This is a genomic window from Klebsiella sp. PK18, from assembly GCF_057784655.1.
Genome location: NZ_CM173493.1, coordinates 3,866,326 through 3,886,620, shown reverse-complemented (window position 1 = coordinate 3,886,620; position 20,295 = coordinate 3,866,326). Strand labels below are relative to the sequence as shown.

18 protein-coding genes are annotated in these 20,295 nt (G+C 57.9%); 15 read left to right on the top strand and 3 right to left on the bottom strand.

Features of this window, described 5'->3' with window-relative positions; genetic code table 11:
- Nucleotides 1-28: 28 nt before the first annotated feature.
- Entirely contained in the window at nucleotides 29-1,471 is a 1,443-nt protein-coding gene (gene phrB / locus AC3EMD_RS18990; protein WP_012542434.1) for a deoxyribodipyrimidine photo-lyase, read from the top strand.
- Here the strand turns inward: phrB and AC3EMD_RS18985 are convergent.
- A complete protein-coding gene (locus AC3EMD_RS18985; protein WP_012542433.1) occupies nucleotides 1,443-2,921 on the bottom strand; it encodes an MFS transporter in 1,479 nt (492 codons plus the stop codon). The two genes, phrB and AC3EMD_RS18985, sit on opposite strands and share 29 nt — an antisense overlap.
- A 268-nt stretch (nucleotides 2,922-3,189) precedes the next feature.
- Between AC3EMD_RS18985 and AC3EMD_RS18980 the strand changes: the two genes are divergently transcribed.
- Genes AC3EMD_RS18980 through nei form a run of 6 tightly spaced genes read left to right on the top strand, consistent with a single transcriptional unit; the run spans nucleotide 3,190 to nucleotide 7,753 of the window.
- The gene (locus AC3EMD_RS18980; RefSeq protein WP_008805677.1) at nucleotides 3,190-3,933 is read left to right on the top strand and encodes a type 2 GTP cyclohydrolase I; all 744 of its coding nucleotides are present in this window, start codon (nucleotides 3,190-3,192) and stop codon (nucleotides 3,931-3,933) included.
- A gap of 14 nt (nucleotides 3,934-3,947) precedes the next feature.
- Nucleotides 3,948-4,604 (top strand): 5-oxoprolinase subunit PxpB, encoded by a 657-nt coding sequence (gene pxpB / locus AC3EMD_RS18975; protein WP_012542432.1) that lies wholly within the window; start codon nucleotides 3,948-3,950, stop codon nucleotides 4,602-4,604.
- Nucleotides 4,598-5,530: a 5-oxoprolinase subunit PxpC gene (pxpC, locus tag AC3EMD_RS18970; RefSeq protein ID WP_023297234.1), complete on the top strand. Its 933-nt coding sequence runs from the start codon at nucleotides 4,598-4,600 to the stop codon at nucleotides 5,528-5,530. Before pxpB ends, pxpC begins: the two co-directional genes overlap by 7 nt.
- Entirely contained in the window at nucleotides 5,520-6,272 is a 753-nt protein-coding gene (pxpA, locus tag AC3EMD_RS18965) for a 5-oxoprolinase subunit PxpA (protein ID WP_012542430.1), read from the top strand. The genes pxpC and pxpA overlap by 11 nt, the downstream gene beginning before the upstream one ends.
- A 29-nt stretch (nucleotides 6,273-6,301) precedes the next feature.
- A complete protein-coding gene (gene pcp / locus AC3EMD_RS18960; RefSeq protein WP_012542429.1) occupies nucleotides 6,302-6,946 on the top strand; it encodes a pyroglutamyl-peptidase I in 645 nt (214 codons plus the stop codon).
- Between the two features lie 15 nt (nucleotides 6,947-6,961).
- A complete protein-coding gene (nei, locus tag AC3EMD_RS18955) occupies nucleotides 6,962-7,753 on the top strand; it encodes an endonuclease VIII (protein ID WP_012968686.1) in 792 nt (263 codons plus the stop codon).
- A 66-nt stretch (nucleotides 7,754-7,819) separates the two neighbouring features.
- Here the strand turns inward: nei and gltA are convergent, their stop codons facing one another.
- Nucleotides 7,820-9,103 carry a citrate synthase gene (gene gltA / locus AC3EMD_RS18950; protein WP_008805683.1) on the bottom strand — a complete coding sequence of 428 codons (1,284 nt, stop codon included), beginning with the start codon at nucleotides 9,101-9,103 and terminating at the stop codon, nucleotides 7,820-7,822.
- 184 nt (nucleotides 9,104-9,287) lie between these two features.
- Complete coding sequence (locus AC3EMD_RS18945; protein ID WP_418268517.1) at nucleotides 9,288-9,419, bottom strand: hypothetical protein; 132 nt, start codon at nucleotides 9,417-9,419, stop codon at nucleotides 9,288-9,290.
- Nucleotides 9,420-9,743: 324 nt separating this feature from the next.
- Here AC3EMD_RS18945 and sdhC point away from each other — a divergent pair, with 324 nt between their 5' ends.
- The 8 genes from sdhC to sucD all read left to right on the top strand — a co-directional run bounded on the left by sdhC (nucleotide 9,744) and on the right by sucD (nucleotide 19,722).
- Nucleotides 9,744-10,148 carry a succinate dehydrogenase cytochrome b556 subunit gene (sdhC, locus tag AC3EMD_RS18940; RefSeq protein ID WP_004142216.1) on the top strand — a complete coding sequence of 135 codons (405 nt, stop codon included), beginning with the start codon at nucleotides 9,744-9,746 and terminating at the stop codon, nucleotides 10,146-10,148.
- Nucleotides 10,142-10,489, top strand: a complete 348-nt coding sequence (sdhD, locus tag AC3EMD_RS18935; protein ID WP_002894949.1) for a succinate dehydrogenase membrane anchor subunit — start codon at nucleotides 10,142-10,144, stop codon at nucleotides 10,487-10,489. Before sdhC ends, sdhD begins: the two co-directional genes overlap by 7 nt.
- Nucleotides 10,489-12,255 carry a succinate dehydrogenase flavoprotein subunit gene (gene sdhA / locus AC3EMD_RS18930; RefSeq protein WP_008805685.1) on the top strand — a complete coding sequence of 589 codons (1,767 nt, stop codon included), beginning with the start codon at nucleotides 10,489-10,491 and terminating at the stop codon, nucleotides 12,253-12,255. The genes sdhD and sdhA overlap by 1 nt, the downstream gene beginning before the upstream one ends.
- 15 nt (nucleotides 12,256-12,270) lie before the next feature.
- The gene (gene sdhB, locus AC3EMD_RS18925) at nucleotides 12,271-12,987 is read left to right on the top strand and encodes a succinate dehydrogenase iron-sulfur subunit SdhB (RefSeq protein WP_008805686.1); all 717 of its coding nucleotides are present in this window, start codon (nucleotides 12,271-12,273) and stop codon (nucleotides 12,985-12,987) included.
- Nucleotides 12,988-13,492: 505 nt separating this feature from the next.
- Entirely contained in the window at nucleotides 13,493-16,300 is a 2,808-nt protein-coding gene (gene sucA / locus AC3EMD_RS18920; RefSeq protein WP_008805687.1) for a 2-oxoglutarate dehydrogenase E1 component, read from the top strand.
- A 14-nt stretch (nucleotides 16,301-16,314) separates the two neighbouring features.
- A complete protein-coding gene (gene odhB, locus AC3EMD_RS18915) occupies nucleotides 16,315-17,541 on the top strand; it encodes a 2-oxoglutarate dehydrogenase complex dihydrolipoyllysine-residue succinyltransferase (RefSeq protein WP_012542428.1) in 1,227 nt (408 codons plus the stop codon).
- 145 nt (nucleotides 17,542-17,686) lie between these two features.
- The gene (sucC, locus tag AC3EMD_RS18910; RefSeq protein ID WP_002895039.1) at nucleotides 17,687-18,853 is read left to right on the top strand and encodes an ADP-forming succinate--CoA ligase subunit beta; all 1,167 of its coding nucleotides are present in this window, start codon (nucleotides 17,687-17,689) and stop codon (nucleotides 18,851-18,853) included.
- The gene (gene sucD, locus AC3EMD_RS18905; RefSeq protein ID WP_004885990.1) at nucleotides 18,853-19,722 is read left to right on the top strand and encodes a succinate--CoA ligase subunit alpha; all 870 of its coding nucleotides are present in this window, start codon (nucleotides 18,853-18,855) and stop codon (nucleotides 19,720-19,722) included. The genes sucC and sucD overlap by 1 nt, the downstream gene beginning before the upstream one ends.
- Nucleotides 19,723-20,295 lie beyond the last annotated feature (573 nt).

The window sequence follows — 20,295 nt, the reverse complement described above, 5'->3', positions numbered from 1 at the left end:
GTTTTGCTGACGGATATCGAGGAGTTATATGGCCACCCATCTGGTCTGGTTACGCACGGATTTACGCATTCACGATAACCTGGCGCTGGCTGCCGCCTGCCGGGATCCGCAGGCGCAGGTGCTGGCGCTGTATATCGCCACCCCGGGGCAGTGGCGTGAGCATCACCTGGCGCCGCGGCAGGCCGCGTTTATCGCCAGCCATTTGCACAGTCTGCACGCCGCGCTGGCGGAACGGGGCATACCGCTGTGGGTCGAAGAGGCGGACGATTTTACCGCCAGCGTCGAACGGCTGGCCCATTTCTGCCAGCAGCACCAGGTCAGCCACCTGTTCTACAACTATCAGTACGAATTCAATGAACGTCAGCGCGATGCCGCCGTTGAGAACACCTTGCGCGATGTCATTTGCCAGGGCTTTGACGACAGCGTCCTGTTGCCGCCCGGCAGCGTCATGACCGGCAGCGGCGAAATGTATAAAGTTTTCACGCCGTTTAAGAATGCGTTTATTCGCCGTCTGCGGGACGGGCTCCCGGCGTGCGTGGCGGCGCCGAAGCCGCGCCAGGCGCCTGCCCGCCAGGCGCCGCCGCTGCCTGAGCTCAACTACCCGCAAACGCCGTTCGATGGGCTGCTGTTTGCCGCGGATGAAAAAACGGCGCTGGCGCGGCTGCGCGCGTTTTGTCAGCAACCGGCGGCGGAGTATGAGGGGCAGCGTGACTTCCCCGCCGTGGAAGGGACCAGTCGCCTGTCGCCCTGCCTGGCCACCGGGGTGTTGTCACCGCGCCAGTGCCTGCATCGTCTGCTGACGGAACACCCCGCCGCGCTGGACGGCGGGGCAGGCGCAACCTGGCTTAATGAGCTGATCTGGCGCGAGTTTTACCGCCATCTGATGGTCTACTATCCGAAACTCTGTAAAGGACGCCCGTTTATCGCATGGACTGATAAGGTCGCCTGGCGTGAAGATGACGCCGCCCTGCAGGCCTGGCAGCGCGGGGAGACCGGCTTTCCGATAGTCGATGCCGCGATGCGCCAGCTTAACGCCACCGGCTGGATGCATAACCGGTTGCGCATGATTGTCGCCAGCTTCCTGACGAAAGATCTGCGCCTCGACTGGCGGGCAGGGGAGCGCTACTTCATGAGTCAACTGATTGATGGCGACCTGGCGGCGAACAACGGCGGCTGGCAGTGGGCGGCCTCGACAGGCACCGACGCCGCGCCCTATTTCCGCATATTTAACCCCACCACCCAGGGCGAGAAGTTTGATAAGCAGGGGGTGTTTATGCGTCGCTGGCTGCCTGAGCTGGCAAAGGTGCCGGAGAAGGCGCTGCATCAGCCGTGGGCGTGGGCGGATAAACAGGGGATCAAACTGGATTATCCGCGCCCGATAGTCGATCACAAACAGGCGCGGCAGGAGACGCTGGCGGCCTGGGAGGCCGCCAGAAAAGGAATTACTCCACCGCCAGACGGCGGGTCCTGACCTTCAGCGAGTGATACAGCCAGATGACCAGCACCACGCCGACACAGGCCAGCGCGCCCCAGGTGATCTGGCTGAAGACCTTGATGTAGGCGTCAATGGAGTAGTTCACCGCCCCGGCAGCGTCGAAGGACGCCTGCGAGGTCTGGTCGGCGATGACGCCGGCCAGATAGTTGGCGATGGCCCCGGAGAGCAGCATATAGATACCGGTCAGCACCCCGGTGACCCCCGGAATCTCAATGCGGGTGATTTGCGACATGGCGACCGGGTCGATAAACAGTTCGGCAAAACCCATCACCGCCAGCCCCAGCACCATCAGCGGCATGGACGACTGGCCATAGGCCGCGGACCAGCGGGCGCTGAGGGTCAGGATGCAGAACCCGGCGCTCATCAGGCCCAGACCGAGGGCAAATTTCCCCCAGATGCGCACGGTGCGATTGCCACCGACGCTCTCTTTCACCAGCCACGCCAGCACCATCCCGCAGAGCATCACCGCGAAGGCGTTGACCGACTGGAACATGGCGGTAGGGACTTCGTAGCTCATGATATGGCGATTAACGAAGCGGTCAATATACAGGCTGATGGAGCTCCCGCCCTGCTGGGCGAAGGCCCAGAACAGCAGGCTAAACGCGGTGAGGACGACGATCAGGCGCAGATCCTTACGCTGTTTATCGGTTTCAGCGCGCAGGTAGATCCGCGCCAGCACCGCCAGGCCGATAACGGTGGCCACGATCAGGGCATACACCGACCACTCCTGCCAGAACAGCACGGCGATCAGCAGCGGGGCGGTAACCAGCAGCACCAGCAGCCAGCCCCAGTTCGGCAGCAGGAAGCGGCGCGCGCACAGCGCCTGGCGGTTGACGCCGGCAGTATGCTGGAAGTGACGGTTGCCGCAGAGAAAAATCACCAGTCCCGCCACCATGCCGATGGCCGCCAGGGCAAAGCCCATCGCCCAGCTATACTCCTCCTGTACGTAGCCGCAGGCGATCGGCGCGATAATCGAGCCGATATTGCCCGCGGCATACATCAGCGAGAAGCCGCCGTCGCGACGCGGATCGGCAGGTTCGTAGAGTTCGCCCAGCAGACAGCTGACGTTGGATTTAAACAACCCGTAGCCGCAGACGATGATCGCCAGCGACAGGTAGAGGAAGACTGGGGCGGTTTCGCTGGCTCCGAGCACCAGATGGCCAATGGCCATCAGCAGCGCGCCGAGCATGACCGCCATCCGGTTGCCTAACAGCTTATCGGCCAGATAGCCGCCGAGGATCGGCGTGACATAGACCAGCGAACAGTAGGCGCTGAACAGGGCATAGGCGTGGTTATCGTCATATTTGAGCTGATTGGTGAGATAGAGGATCAGCAGGGCGCGCATGCCGTAGAAGCTAAAATATTCCCAGATTTGCAGCGCCACGACGTAGTAAATCGCCCGCGGTTGCGATGATGTTGTCTTCATGAGAAGTGTGGTTTCCTGGCGTAAAGCGAAAGTCGATCGTTCTGCATGAATAGCGCTTTATTAGTCATATTCATGGCTTGAGGGGCTTTCTGTTTATTTAATATGCTTTATTAATGCATAAATATACACGAATGCGCGATGGGGTGGGTAGACAAAATGCGGGATTAACAAAAAAGTCATGGTCGGTGCCGGTTGTGGACTATCGACGGCCCGAATGGATCTGGTTATGTTATGCCTTTGTATACCCTGATTATCTGCTGGAGTGGCGATGAAAAATAGCGAACTGGAACAACTGATAAACGACAAGCTCAATAGTGCGGCCATCAGTGATTTCGCCCCTAACGGTCTGCAGGTGGAAGGACGTGATACGGTGCAAACGATCGTCACCGGGGTGACGGCCAGCCAGGCGCTGCTGGATGAAGCCGTTCGGCTGCAGGCGGATGCGGTGATCGTCCATCATGGCTATTTCTGGAAAAACGAGTCGCCAGTGATCCGCGGCATGAAGCGCCGCCGCCTGAAGACTCTGCTGGCCAACGATATCAATCTCTACGGCTGGCACCTGCCGCTGGATGCCCACCCGGAGCTGGGCAACAACGCGCAACTGGCGCATCTGCTGGGGATTAACGTGCTGGGTGAAATCGAACCGCTGGTGCCTTGGGGCGAACTGTCGATGCCGGTTTCCGGCCTCGAACTGGCCTCGTGGATCGAAGCGCGGCTGGGGCGCAAGCCGTTATGGTGCGGCGATACCGGGCCGGACACCGTCAGCCGCGTCGCCTGGTGTACCGGCGGCGGCCAGAGCTTTATCGACGCCGCGGCGCGCTTTGGGGTGGATGCGTTTATTACCGGCGAGGTGTCGGAACAAACTATTCACTCTGCCCGCGAACAGGGGCTGCATTTTTATGCCGCCGGCCACCACGCCACCGAGCGGGGCGGCATTCGCGCCCTCAGTGAATGGCTGACGGAAACGACCGACCTGGATGTCACCTTTATTGATATTCCTAACCCTGCCTGACGGGAGAGAGAAAAGTGCAGCGAGCGCGTTGTTATCTGTTAGGAGAAACGGCCGTCGTGCTGGAGCTGGAGCCGCCGGTCACGCTCGAGAGCCAGCAACGGATCTGGGGATTGGCCCAGCGTCTGTCTCACCATGAAGAGGTGGTTGACGCCATTCCCGGCATGAACAATATCACCGTGGTGCTCCGCCGCCCGCAGGAGATGGCGTGGGAGGCGATAGACCGTCTGCAGCGCTGGTGGGAGGAGAGTCTTGCGCTGGAGCCGGAGTCGAGGTCATTAACCATCCCGGTCGTGTACGGCGGCGAGGCCGGGCCGGATCTCGGGGTGGTGGCGCAACACAGCGGCCTGAGTGAAAAACAGGTTGTGGAGCTGCATGCCTCGGTGGAATACCTGGTCTGGTTTATTGGTTTTCAGCCGGGATTCCCCTACCTGGGCGGGCTGCCGCCGGCGCTGGCGACCCCGCGTCGCGCCGAACCGCGCGTGCGGGTCCCGGCCGGATCGGTGGGCATTGGCGGCGCGCAAACCGGCATCTATCCGCTGGCGACGCCCGGCGGCTGGCAGCTGCTGGGGCGGACCGCGTTGACGCTGTTTGACCCGGCGCGTAAGGAGCCTGCGCTGTTGCGCGTGGGCGATAAAATTCGCTTTGTGCCGCAAAAGGAGGGGGTATGTTAACCCTGATCCGCGCCGGTCTGTACACCTCGGTACAGGACGGTGGACGAGAAGGCCTGCGCCAGTCTGGCATCAGCCGCTGCGGCGCTCTGGATTATCCCTCGCTGGTGATTGCCAATCTGCTGGTTGGCAACGAGGCGAACGCCGCCGGGCTGGAGATTACCCTCGGTCAGGTGGAGATCGAATTTGCCCGCAGCGGCTGGTTCGCGCTGACCGGCGCCGCCTGCGAAGCGACGCTGGACGGCAAAGCGGTCTGGGTGGGTTGGCGCACCGCCTACCGGGCCGGGCAACGGTTGGTGCTGAAAACGCCGCAGCATGGCATCCGCAGCTATCTGGCGGTGGCGGGCGGGGTCGCGGTCCCGGTGGTGCTTGGCTCGCGCAGCACGGATCTTAAGGCGGGGATTGGCGGTCTGGAAGGACGCCGCCTGCAGGATGGCGATCAGCTGAAGCTCGGGAAAGCCGCTCGGCGCTTTACCACCTCGCGCGGTGTCAAGCAGCTGCCGCTGGGCAACCGCATTCGCGCGCTGCCGGGCCCGGAGTATCATGAGTTTGATGCGGCCTCGCAGGCGTCGTTCTGGCGCTCCCCCTGGCAGCTCAGTCCGCAGAGCAATCGCATGGGCTACCGCCTGCAGGGGCAGCCGTTGAAACGGATCACCGATCGCGAGATGCTGTCGCACGGTCTGCTGCCGGGCGTAGTGCAGGTGCCGCATAACGGCCAGCCCATCGTCCTGATGAACGATGCGCAAACCACCGGCGGCTATCCGCGCATCGCCTGCATTATTGAGGCTGATATGTACCAGCTGGCGCAGATCCCGCTGGGGCAGCCGATCCACTTTGTCGCCTGCTCGCTGGAGGATGCCTTAAAAGCACGGGCCGATCGCCAGCGTTATCTTGAACAACTGGCCTGGAGACTCCACGATGATGATTGATCTCAATGCCGATCTCGGGGAAGGGGGCGCGAACGATAGCGCGCTGCTCCAGCTGGTCTCTTCGGCGAATATCGCCTGCGGCTTTCATGCCGGCGACGCCGGACTGATGGTGCAGAGCGTACGCGAGGCGCTGAAGTACGGCGTGGCGGTGGGCGCCCATCCGGGATATCCCGACCGGGAAAATTTTGGCCGTACGGCGATGGATCTGCCGCCGGAAACGGTCTATGCCCAGATGCTGTATCAGATTGGCGCCCTGGCGGCGATCGTTCAGGCGCAGGGCGGCGAGCTACAGCATGTGAAGCCGCACGGCATGCTTTATAACCAGGCGGCCAAGTCGCCGCCGCTGGCGGACGCGATCGCCCGCGCGATCCGTGATGTTAACCCGAAGCTGGTGCTGGTGGGGCTGGCGGGCAGCGAACTGATCCGCGCCGGGCAGCACTATGGTCTGACGACGCGCCAGGAGGTGTTTGCCGACCGCGGCTACCTGGCCGACGGTAGCCTGGTGCCGCGCAGCCAGCCCGGCGCGCTGATCGACAGCGAAGAGCAGGCCCTGGCGCAAACCCTCGAGATGGTGCAGCACCACCGGGTGCGCAGTATCAGCGGCGAGTGGGCGAACGTGGTGGCGCAGACGGTGTGTCTGCACGGCGATGGCCCGCACGCGCTGGATTTTGCCCGCCGTCTGCGGGCGGCCTTTGCCGGGCGCCATATTCTGGTCAGCGCGCAACTGGACGCTGAAGCGTGACAACCTGAATGACCGCGAAGGAGAGGATGATGGCGGGAGTATTGCTCACCGGTTTTGAACCCTTTGATGGCGAAACGGTTAACCCTTCATGGGAAGTGGTGAAGCAGCTGGACGGGACGATGATTGCCGGGCAGCCGGTGATCGCCCGCCAGCTCCCCTGTGTGTTTGGCGAGGCGCTGTCGGTGCTTTACGCGGCGATAGAAGACCTGCAGCCGAGGCTGGTCATTGCCGTTGGGCAGGCTGGTGGTCGCGTCGATATCAGCGTTGAACGTGTGGCTATCAACGTCGATGATGCGCGCATTCCCGATAACAAAGGCCAGCAGCCTGTCGACACGCCGATCGTCGACGGGGGGCCGGCGGCGTGGTTCAGTACCTTACCGATCAAAGCGATCGTCAGCGCGTTGCGCGATCGCGGGATCCCGGCTTCGGTCTCCCAAACCGCCGGCACCTTCGTCTGCAATCACGTGATGTATGGTTTGCTACATAAGCTGCAGGAGCAGGCTGGCGTCAGGGGCGGCTTTATCCATATTCCATGGCTACCGGCGCAGGCGGCGGCCCATCCCGGCGAGCCGAGTATGGCGACCGCCACCGTGCGGGAAGCGCTGGAAACGGCCATTGCCGTGGCGCTGCGCCAGTCGGTGGATAGTAAACTGGGCGGCGGCGCCACCCATTAACAGAAGGATGACAGTATGCCGGAAGGTCCGGAGATCCGCCGCGCGGCGGATAAACTGGAGGCGGCAATCAAAGGCCAACCCTTAACCGATGCCTGGTTCGCCTTTCCGCAGTTGCAACCCTATCAAAGCCTGTTGATTGGCCAGCGGGTGACCCATATCGCCACCCGCGGTAAGGCCCTGTTAACACACTTCTCCGGCGGGCTGACCCTGTACAGCCATAATCAGCTGTACGGTGTCTGGCGCGTGGTTGACGCCGGGGAACAGCCCGCCTCTAACCGGGTGCTGCGCGTCAGGCTGCAGACCGCCCGCAAGGCGATTTTGCTCTATAGCGCCTCGGACATCGAGATGCTCACGGCGGAGCAGGTTGCCCATCACCCGTTTTTACTGCGCGTGGGGCCAGATGTGCTGGATATGACGTTAACCGTGGAGGAGGTGAAAGCGCGGCTGCTGTCGGCCAAATTCCGCCATCGTCAGTTTTCCGGCCTGCTGCTGGATCAGGCTTTTCTGGCCGGGCTCGGTAACTATCTGCGGGTGGAGATCCTCTGGCAGGTGGGATTAAGCGGAAAGCGTAAAGCCGCTGAACTGAGCGATAGTCAGCTGGATGCGCTGGCGCACGCGCTGCTGGCTATTCCGCGGTTGTCGTATCACACCCGCGGCCAGGCCGATGACAACAAGCATCACGGCGCGCTGTTTCGCTTTAAGGTCTTCCATCGCGACGGGGAAAGGTGCGAGCGCTGTGGGGGTGTGATTGAGAAGACGACACTCTCCTCGCGGCCGTTTTACTGGTGTCCCGGATGCCAGCATTAAGCCCGGCAGTCAGGCAGATAAAAAAACGCGCCAGGCGGCGCGTTTTTTTTCATCCGGACGGCAAGATTAGCGCTTAATGTCGGACTGGTAATCGCGTTTGGTGTAGCCAGTGTACAGCTGACGCGGACGGGCGATCTTCATGCCATCGCTGTGCATTTCGTTCCAGTGCGCAATCCAGCCCACGGTACGCGCCATGGCGAAGATAACGGTAAACATGGAGGACGGAATACCCATCGCTTTCAGGATGATACCGGAGTAGAAGTCGACGTTCGGGTAGAGTTTCTTCTCGATGAAGTACGGGTCGTTCAGCGCGATATGCTCCAGCTCCATGGCTACCTGCAGCAGATCGTCTTTGGTGCCCAGCTCTTTCAGCACTTCATGGCAGGTTTCACGCATCACGGTGGCGCGCGGGTCGTAGTTTTTGTAAACACGATGGCCGAAGCCCATCAGGCGGAAAGAGTCATTCTTGTCTTTCGCACGACGAACAAATTCCGGAATGTGCTCAACGGAGCTGATCTCTTCCAGCATCTTCAGCGCCGCTTCGTTGGCGCCGCCGTGCGCCGGTCCCCACAGGGAGGCGATGCCAGCAGCGATACAGGCGAACGGGTTAGCGCCGGAGGAGCCGGCGGTACGTACCGTCGAGGTCGACGCGTTCTGCTCGTGATCGGCGTGCAGGATCAGAATACGATCCATCGCGCGTTCAAGCACCGGATTGACTTCATACTCTTCGCACGGTGTCGCGAACATCATGCGCAGGAAGTTGCCGGCGTAGGAGAGGTCGTTGCGCGGATAAACAAACGGCTGGCCGATAGAATACTTGTAACACATGGCTGCCATGGTTGGCATTTTGGACAGCAGACGGTAGGCAGCAATCTCGCGGTGACGTGGGTTATTCACGTCGAGGGAGTCATGATAGAACGCCGCCAGGGCGCCGGTGATCCCGCACATCACGGCCATCGGGTGGGAGTCGCGACGGAATGCATGGAACAGACGCGTGATCTGCTCATGAATCATGGTGTGGCGGGTGACGGTGGTTTTGAATTCGTCATATTCGGCCTGAGTCGGTTTTTCACCGTACAGCAGAATATAACATACTTCGAGATAGTTAGATTCGGTCGCTAACTGGTCGATCGGGAAGCCGCGGTGCAGCAGGATCCCCTCGTCACCATCGATAAACGTAATTTTAGATTCACAAGAAGCGGTGGATGTGAAACCTGGGTCAAAAGTAAATACGCCTTTTGAACCAAGACTACGAATATCAATAACATCCTGACCGAGCGTGCCTTTTAGCACATCCAGTTCAATAGCAGTGTCACCACCCAGGGTGATTTTTGCTTTAGCATCAGACATTTATGGTCTCCTTAGCGCCTTTATTGCTTAAGACTGCCGGGTGGTGGATTTGCTTTCGGCCCGCGCCTGCATACGTTACCAGTTTGTTATGTTGCACACAGCTCTGCGTCAGCGAAAAGGGCAGGGTACAGAGCAACGGCGCTTGATGGTACGTCCTTCAGGGCTGCGGTGAAACAACAGCAAATCAGCGTTTTAGCAGTCCGAATATTAAAACCTGTATACCACTAATAACTGTCCTGATTACATCGGTCAATACTGACACACTGTTACATAACTTATTCTCAGGTGAAAGAGTGACCCCATAACTTTTGAGCATTATTGCATTTAACTGGTAATGGTTGTAACAAGAATGTTTAATATTTGTCAAATCAGGTGATTAAAAATTAAAAAAATGTTGTTATCGTGACCTTGATCACTGTTCCGGAGAAAACCCAACAAACTATATGTAGGTTAATTGTAATGATTTTGTGAACGGCCTATACTGCGGCCAGGTCTCCGGAACACCCTGCAATCCCGAGCCACCCAGCGTTGTTTAGTGATGTTTTAATGCCTGAAAAGACGTTTTAACATGACTTCTGGTTATAGAAAGGACGCTGTCTGACCCGCAAGCAGACCGGAGGAAGGAAACAATAAGAACAGCATGTGGGCGTTATTCATGGTAAGAAATGTGAAAAAACAAAGACCTGTCAATCTGGATCTACAAACGATACGGTTCCCAATCACGGCGATAGCGTCCATTCTCCATCGCGTTTCCGGTGTCATCACCTTCGTGGCGGTCGGAATTCTGCTTTGGTTGCTGGGCACCAGCCTTTCCTCCCCTGAAGGTTTTCTGACGGCGGCCTCGATCATGGATAGCTTCTTTGTGAAGTTCATCATGTGGGGCATTCTCACCGCACTGGCCTATCATGTCGTTGTCGGTATCCGCCATCTGATGATGGACTTTGGCTACCTGGACGAAACCCTCGAAGCAGGGAAACGTTCCGCCAAAATCTCTTTTGTTATTACTGTCGTGCTTTCACTTCTCGCAGGAGTCCTCGTATGGTAAGCAACGCCTCAGCACTGGGACGCAACGGCGTACATGACTTTATTCTGGTCCGTGCTACCGCCATCGTTCTGACCCTCTACATCATCTACATGGTTGGCTTCTTCGCCACCACCGGTGAAATCTCATGGGAAGTGTGGACCGGATTCTTTGCCTCCGGCTTCACTAAAGTCTTCACTCTACTGGCTCTCGTCTCCATTCTCATCCATGCCTGGATCGGGATGTGGCAGGTGTTAACGGACTACGTTAAACCACTGGCTCTGCGCCTGGTTCTGCAACTGGCTATCGTTGTGGCGCTGGTGGCTTACGTTCTTTATGGATTTGTTGTGGTGTGGGGTGTGTAATGAAATTGCCAGTCAGAGAGTTTGATGCTGTTGTTATCGGTGCCGGCGGCGCAGGTATGCGCGCGGCGCTGCAAATTTCCCAGAGCGGACAGACCTGTGCACTGCTCTCCAAAGTGTTCCCTACCCGTTCCCATACCGTATCCGCGCAGGGTGGCATCACCGTCGCGCTCGGTAACTCCCATGAAGATAACTGGGAATGGCATATGTACGACACCGTAAAAGGGTCGGACTATATTGGCGACCAGGACGCCATCGAATATATGTGTAAGACCGGCCCGGAAGCGATTCTTGAGCTGGAACATATGGGCCTGCCGTTCTCCCGTCTTGACGACGGCCGTATTTATCAGCGCCCGTTCGGCGGCCAGTCGAAAAACTTCGGCGGCGAGCAAGCGGCACGCACCGCGGCGGCGGCTGACCGTACCGGCCACGCGCTGTTGCACACCCTGTATCAACAGAACCTGAAAAACCACACCACTATCTTCTCCGAATGGTATGCCCTCGATCTGGTGAAAAACCAGGACGGCGCGGTGGTCGGTTGTACCGCCCTGTGCATCGAGACCGGCGAAGTGGTCTACTTTAAAGCCCGCGCCACCGTGCTGGCGACCGGCGGCGCAGGCCGTATTTATCAGTCCACCACCAACGCCCACATCAACACCGGTGACGGCGTCGGGATGGCCATCCGCGCCGGCGTTCCGGTGCAGGATATGGAAATGTGGCAGTTCCACCCGACCGGCATCGCCGGTGCAGGGGTGCTGGTCACCGAAGGTTGCCGCGGCGAAGGCGGTTACCTGCTGAACAAACACGGCGAGCGCTTTATGGAGCGTTATGCCCCGAACGCCAAAGACCTGGCGGGTCGTGACGTGGTGGCGCGTTCCATCATGATCGAAATCCGCGAAGGCCGCGGCTGCGATGGTCCGTGGGGCCCGCATGCGAAACTGAAACTGGATCACCTGGGTAAAGAGGTTCTGGAATCTCGTCTGCCAGGTATCCTTGAGCTGTCCCGTACCTTTGCTCACGTCGATCCGGTGAAAGAGCCGATCCCGGTTATCCCAACCTGCCACTACATGATGGGCGGTATCCCGACCAAAGTCACCGGTCAGGCGCTGACCGTGAATGAGAAGGGCGAAGACGTGGTGATCCCGGGCCTGTTCGCGGTAGGCGAAATTGCCTGCGTATCGGTCCACGGCGCCAACCGTCTGGGCGGCAACTCGCTGCTCGACCTGGTGGTCTTCGGCCGCGCGGCGGGCCTGCATCTGCAGGAGTCCATCGCCGAGCAGGGCACGCTGCGCGACGCCAGCGAATCGGATGTCGAAGGCTCGCTGGACCGCCTCAATCGCTGGAACAATACCCGCTCCGGCGAAGACCCGGTGGAAATCCGCAAAGCACTGCAGGAATGTATGCAGCACAACTTCTCGGTGTTCCGCGAAGGCGATGCGATGCACAAAGGTCTGGAGCAACTGAAAGTGATCCGCGAACGCCTGAAAAACGCGCGTCTCGACGATACTTCCAGCGAGTTCAACACCCAGCGCGTCGAGTGCCTGGAGTTGGACAATCTGATGGAGACCGCGTTTGCGACCGCCGTGTCCGCTAACTTCCGTACTGAAAGCCGTGGCGCCCATAGCCGCTTCGATTTCCCGGATCGTGATGATGAAAACTGGCTGTGCCATTCCCTGTATCTGCCAGAGTCGGAATCCATGACGCGTCGTAGCGTCAACATGGAACCGAAACTGCGTCCGGCATTCCCGCCGAAGATTCGTACTTACTAATGCGGAGACAGGAAAATGAAACTCGAGTTTTCAATTTATCGCTATAACCCGGATGTTGACGACGCTCCGCATATGCAGGATTACACCCTCGAAGCGGAAGAAGGTCGTGACATGATGCTGCTGGATGCGCTGATCCAGCTGAAAGAAAAAGATCCGTCGCTGTCGTTCCGCCGCTCCTGCCGTGAAGGGGTTTGCGGTTCCGATGGTCTGAACATGAACGGGAAAAACGGTCTGGCGTGCATCACGCCAATCTCCGCGCTGAATCAGCCGGGCAAGAAGATTGTTATCCGTCCGCTGCCAGGATTACCGGTTATCCGTGATTTGGTGGTGGACATGGGGCAATTCTATGCACAATATGAGAAGATTAAGCCTTACTTGTTGAATAATGGGCAAAATCCTCCGGCTCGCGAGCATCTGCAGATGCCTGAGCAGCGTGAGAAACTCGATGGTCTGTACGAGTGTATTCTGTGCGCATGTTGTTCAACCTCGTGCCCGTCGTTCTGGTGGAACCCGGACAAGTTCATCGGCCCGGCTGGCCTGCTGGCCGCGTATCGCTTCCTGATCGACAGTCGCGATACCGAAACCAGCGAGCGCCTGGAAGGCCTGAGCGATGCTTTCAGCGTATTCCGCTGTCACAGCATTATGAACTGCGTCAGTGTGTGTCCTAAAGGGCTTAACCCGACGCGCGCCATCGGCCATATTAAGTCGATGCTGCTGCAGCGCAGCGCGTAAGCAACACGGTCTGTCCCGGATGGCGCTTGCGCTTATCCGGGCTACCAAAGCAGTAACCCCGGTAGCGTTTGTGCCACCGGGAAATGAATACCCTAAATAATTCGAGTTACAGGAAGGCGGCGACGCAGCGAATCCCCAGGAGCTTACTCAAGTAAGTGACTGGGGTGAGTGAGGAAAGCCAACGCACATGTAACTTGAAGTATGAAGGGGATAGCAGGAAATCTTTAAAAACCGCCACAAGATGTACCAGTAATCGAGGCGTTCAGTGCGAGGTAAGGCGGCAACTGAGCGCATCCCCGGGAGCATAGTGAACTATGTGACCGGGGTAAGCGAAGGCAGCCAACGCAACCGCAGCCTGAACGCTGAAGATTAATGGCAGTTTTTAAAGGTTCCTTAGCGGATAGAAACCACAACTCGTCCGCAACAAGTGAACCCCGGCACGTGCACTCGGTGTGCGTGGTAGTTTCTACGGCGAAATAAGCATAAAAGTGCTTAAGGGATCACGATGCAGAACGGCGCAATGAAAGCCTGGCTGGACTCTTCTTTCCTCTCTGGTTCGAACCAGAGCTGGATAGAACAGCTCTATGAAGACTTCTTAACCGATCCTGACTCTGTTGACGCCAACTGGCGTTCGATGTTCCAGCAGTTACCTGGCACCGGAGTTAAACCGGATCAATTCCATTCCAAAACACGTGATTATTTCCGTCGACTGGCGAAGGATGCCTCACGTTACACTTCTTCGATTTCCGACCCTGACACCAATGTGAAGCAGGTTAAAGTCCTGCAGCTCATCAACGCATACCGTTTCCGTGGCCACCAGCATGCGAATCTCGATCCGCTGGGACTGTGGAAGCAAGAGAGAGTGGCGGATCTTGATCCGGCCTACCACGATCTGACCGAGGCCGATTTCCAGGATAGCTATAACGTAGGTTCATTCGCCATCGGTAAAGACACGATGAAGCTGGGCGACCTGATTGCCGCCCTCAAGCAAACCTACTGCGGCTCCATCGGCGCGGAATACATGCATATCACCTCTACTGAGGAAAAACGCTGGATCCAGCAGCGTATTGAATCGGTAGCCGGTAAAGCGAGCTTCACCGCGGCAGAGAAAAAGCGCTTCCTCAGTGAACTGACCGCTGCAGAAGGGCTGGAACGCTACCTCGGCGCCAAATTCCCGGGGGCGAAACGCTTCTCGCTGGAAGGGGGTGATGCCCTGATCCCGATGCTCAAAGAGATGATCCGCCATGCAGGCAAAAGCGGCACCCGCGAAGTGGTGCTGGGCATGGCGCACCGTGGCCGTCTGAACGTGCTGGTCAACGTGCTGGGTAAAAAACCGCAGGACCTGTTCGACGAGTTCGCGGGCAAACATAAAGAACACCTCGGCACCGGCGACGTGAAGTACCACATGGGCTTCTCTTCCGATATGGAAACCGAAGGCGGTCTGGTCCACCTGGCGCTGGCGTTTAACCCGTCGCACCTGGAGATCGTTAGCCCGGTGGTTATCGGTTCCGTACGCGCCCGTCTGGATCGTCTGGACGAGCCAAGCAGCAACAAAGTTCTGCCTATTACCATCCACGGCGACGCCGCCGTTACCGGCCAGGGCGTGGTTCAGGAAACCCTGAACATGTCGAAAGCCCGCGGTTACGAAGTCGGCGGTACCGTGCGTATCGTTATCAACAACCAGGTTGGCTTTACCACCTCCAACCCGCTGGATGCGCGTTCTACGCCATACTGTACCGATATCGGTAAGATGGTTCAGGCGCCGATTTTCCACGTTAACGCGGATGACCCGGAAGCCGTTGCTTTCGTTACCCGTCTGGCGCTGGATTTCCGTAATACCTTCAAACGCGATGTCTTTATCGACCTGGTGTGCTACCGCCGTCACGGCCATAACGAAGCCGACGAGCCGAGCGCAACCCAGCCGCTGATGTATCAGAAAATCAAAAAGCATCCGACCCCGCGCAAAATCTATGCTGACAAGCTGGAGCAGGAGAAAGTTGCGACGCTGGAAGACGCGACTGAGCAGGTTAACCTTTACCGCGATGCGCTGGATGCCGGCGAATGCGTGGTAGAGGAGTGGCGTCCGATGAATATGCACTCCTTTACCTGGTCTCCCTACCTCAACCACGAGTGGGACGAGAGCTATCCGGATAAAGTGGATCCGAAACGTCTGCAAGAGCTGGCTAAACGCATCAGTACGGTGCCGGAAGGTATCGAAATGCAGTCCCGTGTAGCGAAAATCTACGGCGATCGCCAACTGATGGCCGCCGGCGAGAAGCTGTTCGATTGGGGCGGCGCTGAAAACCTGGCTTATGCCACCCTGGTTGACGAAGGCATTCCGGTGCGCCTGTCCGGTGAAGACTCCGGTCGCGGCACCTTCTTCCACCGTCACGCGGTTATCCATAACCAGAGCAACGGTTCTACCTATACCCCGCTGCAGCATGTGCACAACGGCCAGGGCCAGTTCCGCGTCTGGGACTCGGTGCTGTCTGAAGAAGCCGTGCTGGCGTTCGAATACGGTTACGCCACCGCAGAGCCGCGTACGCTGACCATCTGGGAAGCGCAGTTCGGCGACTTCGCCAACGGCGCGCAGGTGGTGATTGATCAGTTCATCTCCTCTGGCGAACAGAAATGGGGCCGGATGTGCGGTCTGGTGATGTTGCTGCCGCACGGCTACGAAGGGCAGGGCCCGGAGCACTCCTCCGCGCGTCTGGAACGCTATCTGCAGCTGTGCGCTGAGCAGAACATGCAGGTTTGCGTACCGTCCACCCCGGCACAGGTTTACCATATGCTGCGTCGTCAGGCGCTGCGCGGTATGCGCCGTCCGCTGGTGGTGATGTCGCCGAAGTCTCTGCTGCGCCACCCGCTGGCGGTCTCCAGCATGGACGAACTGGCGAACGGCACCTTTATGCCGGCCATCGGCGAAATCGACGAACTCGATCCGCAAGCCGTGAAGCGCGTCGTACTGTGCTCTGGTAAGGTTTACTACGACCTGCTGGAACAGCGCCGCAAAAACGAGCAAAAAGATGTCGCCATTGTGCGTATCGAACAGCTCTACCCGTTCCCGCATCAGGCGGTGCAGGAAGCGCTGAAAGCTTACTCGCACGTACATGATTTTGTCTGGTGCCAGGAAGAGCCGCTCAACCAGGGCGCATGGTACTGCAGCCAGCACCACCTTCGTGAAGTAGTTCCATTTGGGGCCTCTCTGCGTTATGCAGGCCGCCCGGCCTCCGCCTCTCCGGCGGTAGGGTACATGTCCGTTCACCAGAAACAGCAACAAGATCTGGTCAATGACGCGCTGAACGTCGATTAATTAAAGGATACACAATGAGTAGCGTAGATATTCTGGTTCCCGACCTGCCTGAGTCCGTAGCTGACGCAACCGTCGCCACCTGGCATAAAAAACCGGGCGACGCGGTCGTCCGTGACGAAGTTCTGGTCGAAATCGAAACTGACAAAGTGGTACTGGAAGTACCGGCATCAGCGGACGGCATTCTGGATGCAGTGCTGGAAGACGAGGGCGCTACCGTCCTGTCTCGCCAGATCCTTGGCCGCCTGCGTGAAGGCAACAGCGCAGGTAAAGAAACCAGCGAAAAAGCGGATGCGAAAGCGTCCACCCCGGCGCAGCGCCAGCAGGCTTCTCTGGAAGAGCAGAACAACGATGCGCTCAGCCCGGCGATCCGTCGTCTGCTGGCGGAGCACAACCTCGACGCCGCTGCCATCAAAGGTACCGGCGTGGGTGGCCGTCTGACGCGTGAAGACGTCGAGAAACATCTGGCGAAAGCCCCGGCGGCGGCTGAAGCCAAAGCGCCAGCGGCTACCGCGGCAGCGACACCAGCGCCGCAGCTGGGTCACCGTTCAGAAAAACGCGTCCCGATGACCCGTCTGCGTAAACGCGTGGCCGAGCGTCTGCTGGAAGCGAAAAATTCCACCGCCATGCTGACGACCTTTAACGAAGTCAACATGAAGCCGATTATGGATCTGCGTAAGCAGTACGGCGATGCCTTCGAAAAACGTCACGGTATCCGTCTGGGCTTCATGTCCTTCTACGTGAAAGCGGTGGTTGAAGCGCTGAAACGCTATCCGGAAGTGAACGCTTCCATCGATGGCGACGACGTGGTTTACCACAACTACTTTGACGTCAGCATGGCAGTGTCCACTCCGCGCGGCCTGGTAACCCCGGTTCTGCGTGACGTTGACCTGCTGGGCATGGCGGACATCGAAAAGAATATCAAAGAGCTGGCGGTGAAAGGCCGTGACGGCAAGCTGACTGTAGATGACCTGACCGGCGGTAACTTCACCATTACCAACGGCGGCGTTTTCGGTTCCCTGATGTCCACGCCGATCATCAACCCACCGCAGAGCGCCATCCTGGGTATGCATGCCATTAAAGACCGTCCGATGGCGGTGAATGGCAAGGTAGAGATCCTGCCGATGATGTACCTGGCGCTTTCCTATGACCACCGTCTGATCGATGGGCGTGAATCGGTTGGCTTCCTGGTGGCGATTAAAGAGCTGCTGGAAGATCCGACTCGTCTGCTGCTGGACGTGTAGTCAGTAAGAGTATGACTTACCGTAGGCCGGATAAGGCATTTTTGCCGCCATCCGGCGTTGATGAGATGCCTGATGGCGACGCTAGCGCGTCTTATCAGGCCTACAGGTTTAAAGATAATTACACCCTGAAGGATGGACTGAACACATGAACTTACATGAATATCAGGCAAAACAACTTTTTGCCCGCTATGGCTTACCGGCGCCGGTGGGTTATGCCTGTACTACTCCGCGTGAAGCAGAAGAAGCCGCTTCAAAAATCGGCGCGGGTCCGTGGGTAGTGAAATGTCAGGTTCACGCTGGTGGCCGCGGTAAAGCGGGCGGTGTGAAAGTAGTTAAGAGCAAAGAAGAGATCCGCGCTTTTGCTGAGCATTGGCTGGGCAAACGCCTGGTGACTTACCAAACCGATGCTAACGGCCAGCCGGTCAACCAGATTCTGGTGGAAGCAGCGACCGATATCGATAAAGAGCTGTATCTGGGCGCGGTCGTTGATCGTAGCTCCCGTCGCGTGGTGTTCATGGCGTCGACTGAAGGCGGCGTGGAAATCGAAAAAGTCGCGGAAGAAACCCCGCACCTGATCCACAAGATCGCCATCGATCCGCTGGCGGGCCCGATGCCTTATCAGGGGCGTGAACTGGCGTTCAAACTGGGTCTGGAAGGTAAGCAGGTTCAGCAGTTCACCAAGATTTTCATGGGTCTGGCGACCATTTTCCTTGAGCGCGACCTGGCGCTGATCGAAATCAACCCGTTGGTTATCACTAAGCAGGGCGACCTGATCTGCCTCGACGGCAAACTGGGCGCTGACGGCAACGCGCTGTTCCGCCAGCCGGATCTGCGCGAAATGCGCGACCAGTCTCAGGAAGATCCGCGCGAAGCGCAGGCGGCGCAGTGGGAACTGAACTACGTTGCGCTCGACGGCAACATCGGTTGCATGGTTAACGGCGCAGGCCTGGCGATGGGCACCATGGACATCGTTAAGCTGCACGGCGGCGAACCGGCTAACTTCCTCGACGTTGGCGGCGGCGCGACCAAAGAGCGCGTGACCGAAGCGTTCAAAATCATCCTTTCTGATGACAATGTGAAAGCAGTGCTGGTTAACATCTTCGGCGGCATCGTGCGTTGCGACCTGATCGCTGACGGCATCATCGGCGCGGTAGCGGAAGTTGGGGTTAACGTTCCGGTCGTGGTTCGTCTGGAAGGTAACAACGCCGAACTGGGCGCGAAAAAACTGGCTGACAGCGGCCTGAATATTATTGCAGCGAAAAGTCTGACGGACGCAGCACAGCAGGTTGTTGCCGCAGTGGAGGGGAAATAATGTCAGTTTTAATTAATAAAGATACCAAGGTTATCTGCCAGGGCTTCACCGGTAGCCAGGGGACCTTCCACTCTGAACAAGCGATCGCTTACGGTACGCAAATGGTTGGCGGCGTGACGCCAGGCAAAGGCGGCACCACCCACCTGGGCCTGCCGGTATTTAATACCGTGCGCGAAGCTGTTGAAGCGACCGGCGCGACCGCGACCGTTATCTACGTTCCGGCGCCGTTCTGCAAAGACTCCATTCTGGAAGCAATCGACGCGGGCATTAAGCTGATTATCACCATCACCGAAGGTATCCCGACGCTGGATATGCTGACCGTGAAAGTGAAGCTGGACGAAGCGGGCGTGCGCATGATTGGCCCGAACTGCCCAGGCGTTATCACCCCGGGCGAATGCAAAATCGGCATCATGCCGGGTCACATTCACAAGCCGGGTAAAGTGGGCATCGTTTCCCGTTCCGGTACCCTGACCTATGAAGCGGTTAAGCAGACCACCGACTACGGCTTCGGCCAGTCTACCTGCGTCGGTATCGGCGGCGACCCGATCCCGGGCTCCAACTTCATCGATATCCTGAAGCTGTTCCAGGAAGATCCGCAGACCGAAGCGATCGTGATGATCGGTGAGATCGGCGGCAGCGCGGAAGAAGAAGCGGCAGCCTACATCAAAGAGCACGTGACCAAGCCGGTTGTCGGCTACATCGCGGGCGTGACCGCGCCGAAAGGCAAGCGTATGGGCCACGCGGGCGCCATCATCGCTGGCGGTAAAGGTACTGCTGATGAGAAATTCGCCGCCCTGGAAGCCGCTGGTGTGAAAACCGTTCGCAGCCTGGCCGATATCGGCGAAGCGCTGAAAGCTATCATCAAGTAAACCCTCTCTGCTTCTCCGAAGCAGAAATCTGTCCGATTTCGACATGGTTGGCCACCGTCAGGTGGCCTTTTTTATGGGCGTTATCCATCTCGCCAGAACATCCGCTGAACCGGCGGAATGCCTGCTCCGTGAAAAACCTTATCTATCATATTGATTTTATGAATTATTTCATGAATATAATCCCGGCAGCGTGGTTGCTGAAGGAAATATTTCCGCAATTCGCGACAGGCAAGGGTTTTAGATAGTGAAAAAACAGAAGAGAAGGGCATAAGAAAACAGGAAAAATACTGTGAGCAGTCTAGCATTATTAGGATCGGCGCATTTTTTTCATTTTTCCCCGCGGCGTTAAATAATATTACCTATGATTCTCATATCTCTCTTTTCAGTAACCAAGCAAGCCATACTTTAAACACAACATTAACATTAAGTTCACCAATATTCTTTATTGAGCTACATAATTAACACGTAGAGTAAAAATTGATTTATATCAATGCTTAATGCTTGGAAAAATTCTTCAAAAAACGTTAAATTGTCGCAAGTCAAATTGGCCTAAACAGGCTATCTTCGCTATAT

Bases quoted from the DNA above. Each gene is read 5' to 3' on its own strand.
- AC3EMD_RS18945 (WP_418268517.1), bottom strand. From the start codon at position 9,419: ATGCTCAAAAGTTATGGGGTCACTCTTTCACCTGAGAATAAGTTATGT.
- sdhC (WP_004142216.1), top strand. From the start codon at position 9,744: ATGTGGGCGTTATTCATGGTAAGAAATGTGAAAAAACAAAGACCTGTC.
- pxpC (WP_023297234.1), top strand. From the start codon at position 4,598: ATGTTAACCCTGATCCGCGCCGGTCTGTACACCTCGGTACAGGACGGT.
- pcp (WP_012542429.1), top strand. From the start codon at position 6,302: ATGGCGGGAGTATTGCTCACCGGTTTTGAACCCTTTGATGGCGAAACG.
- odhB (WP_012542428.1), top strand. From the start codon at position 16,315: ATGAGTAGCGTAGATATTCTGGTTCCCGACCTGCCTGAGTCCGTAGCT.
- sdhA (WP_008805685.1), top strand. From the start codon at position 10,489: ATGAAATTGCCAGTCAGAGAGTTTGATGCTGTTGTTATCGGTGCCGGC.
- sucD (WP_004885990.1), top strand. From the start codon at position 18,853: ATGTCAGTTTTAATTAATAAAGATACCAAGGTTATCTGCCAGGGCTTC.
- AC3EMD_RS18985 (WP_012542433.1), bottom strand. From the start codon at position 2,921: ATGAAGACAACATCATCGCAACCGCGGGCGATTTACTACGTCGTGGCG.
- sucA (WP_008805687.1), top strand. From the start codon at position 13,493: ATGCAGAACGGCGCAATGAAAGCCTGGCTGGACTCTTCTTTCCTCTCT.
- phrB (WP_012542434.1), top strand. From the start codon at position 29: ATGGCCACCCATCTGGTCTGGTTACGCACGGATTTACGCATTCACGAT.
- sdhD (WP_002894949.1), top strand. From the start codon at position 10,142: ATGGTAAGCAACGCCTCAGCACTGGGACGCAACGGCGTACATGACTTT.
- nei (WP_012968686.1), top strand. From the start codon at position 6,962: ATGCCGGAAGGTCCGGAGATCCGCCGCGCGGCGGATAAACTGGAGGCG.
- pxpA (WP_012542430.1), top strand. From the start codon at position 5,520: ATGATGATTGATCTCAATGCCGATCTCGGGGAAGGGGGCGCGAACGAT.
- AC3EMD_RS18980 (WP_008805677.1), top strand. From the start codon at position 3,190: ATGAAAAATAGCGAACTGGAACAACTGATAAACGACAAGCTCAATAGT.
- gltA (WP_008805683.1), bottom strand. From the start codon at position 9,103: ATGTCTGATGCTAAAGCAAAAATCACCCTGGGTGGTGACACTGCTATT.
- sdhB (WP_008805686.1), top strand. From the start codon at position 12,271: ATGAAACTCGAGTTTTCAATTTATCGCTATAACCCGGATGTTGACGAC.
- sucC (WP_002895039.1), top strand. From the start codon at position 17,687: ATGAACTTACATGAATATCAGGCAAAACAACTTTTTGCCCGCTATGGC.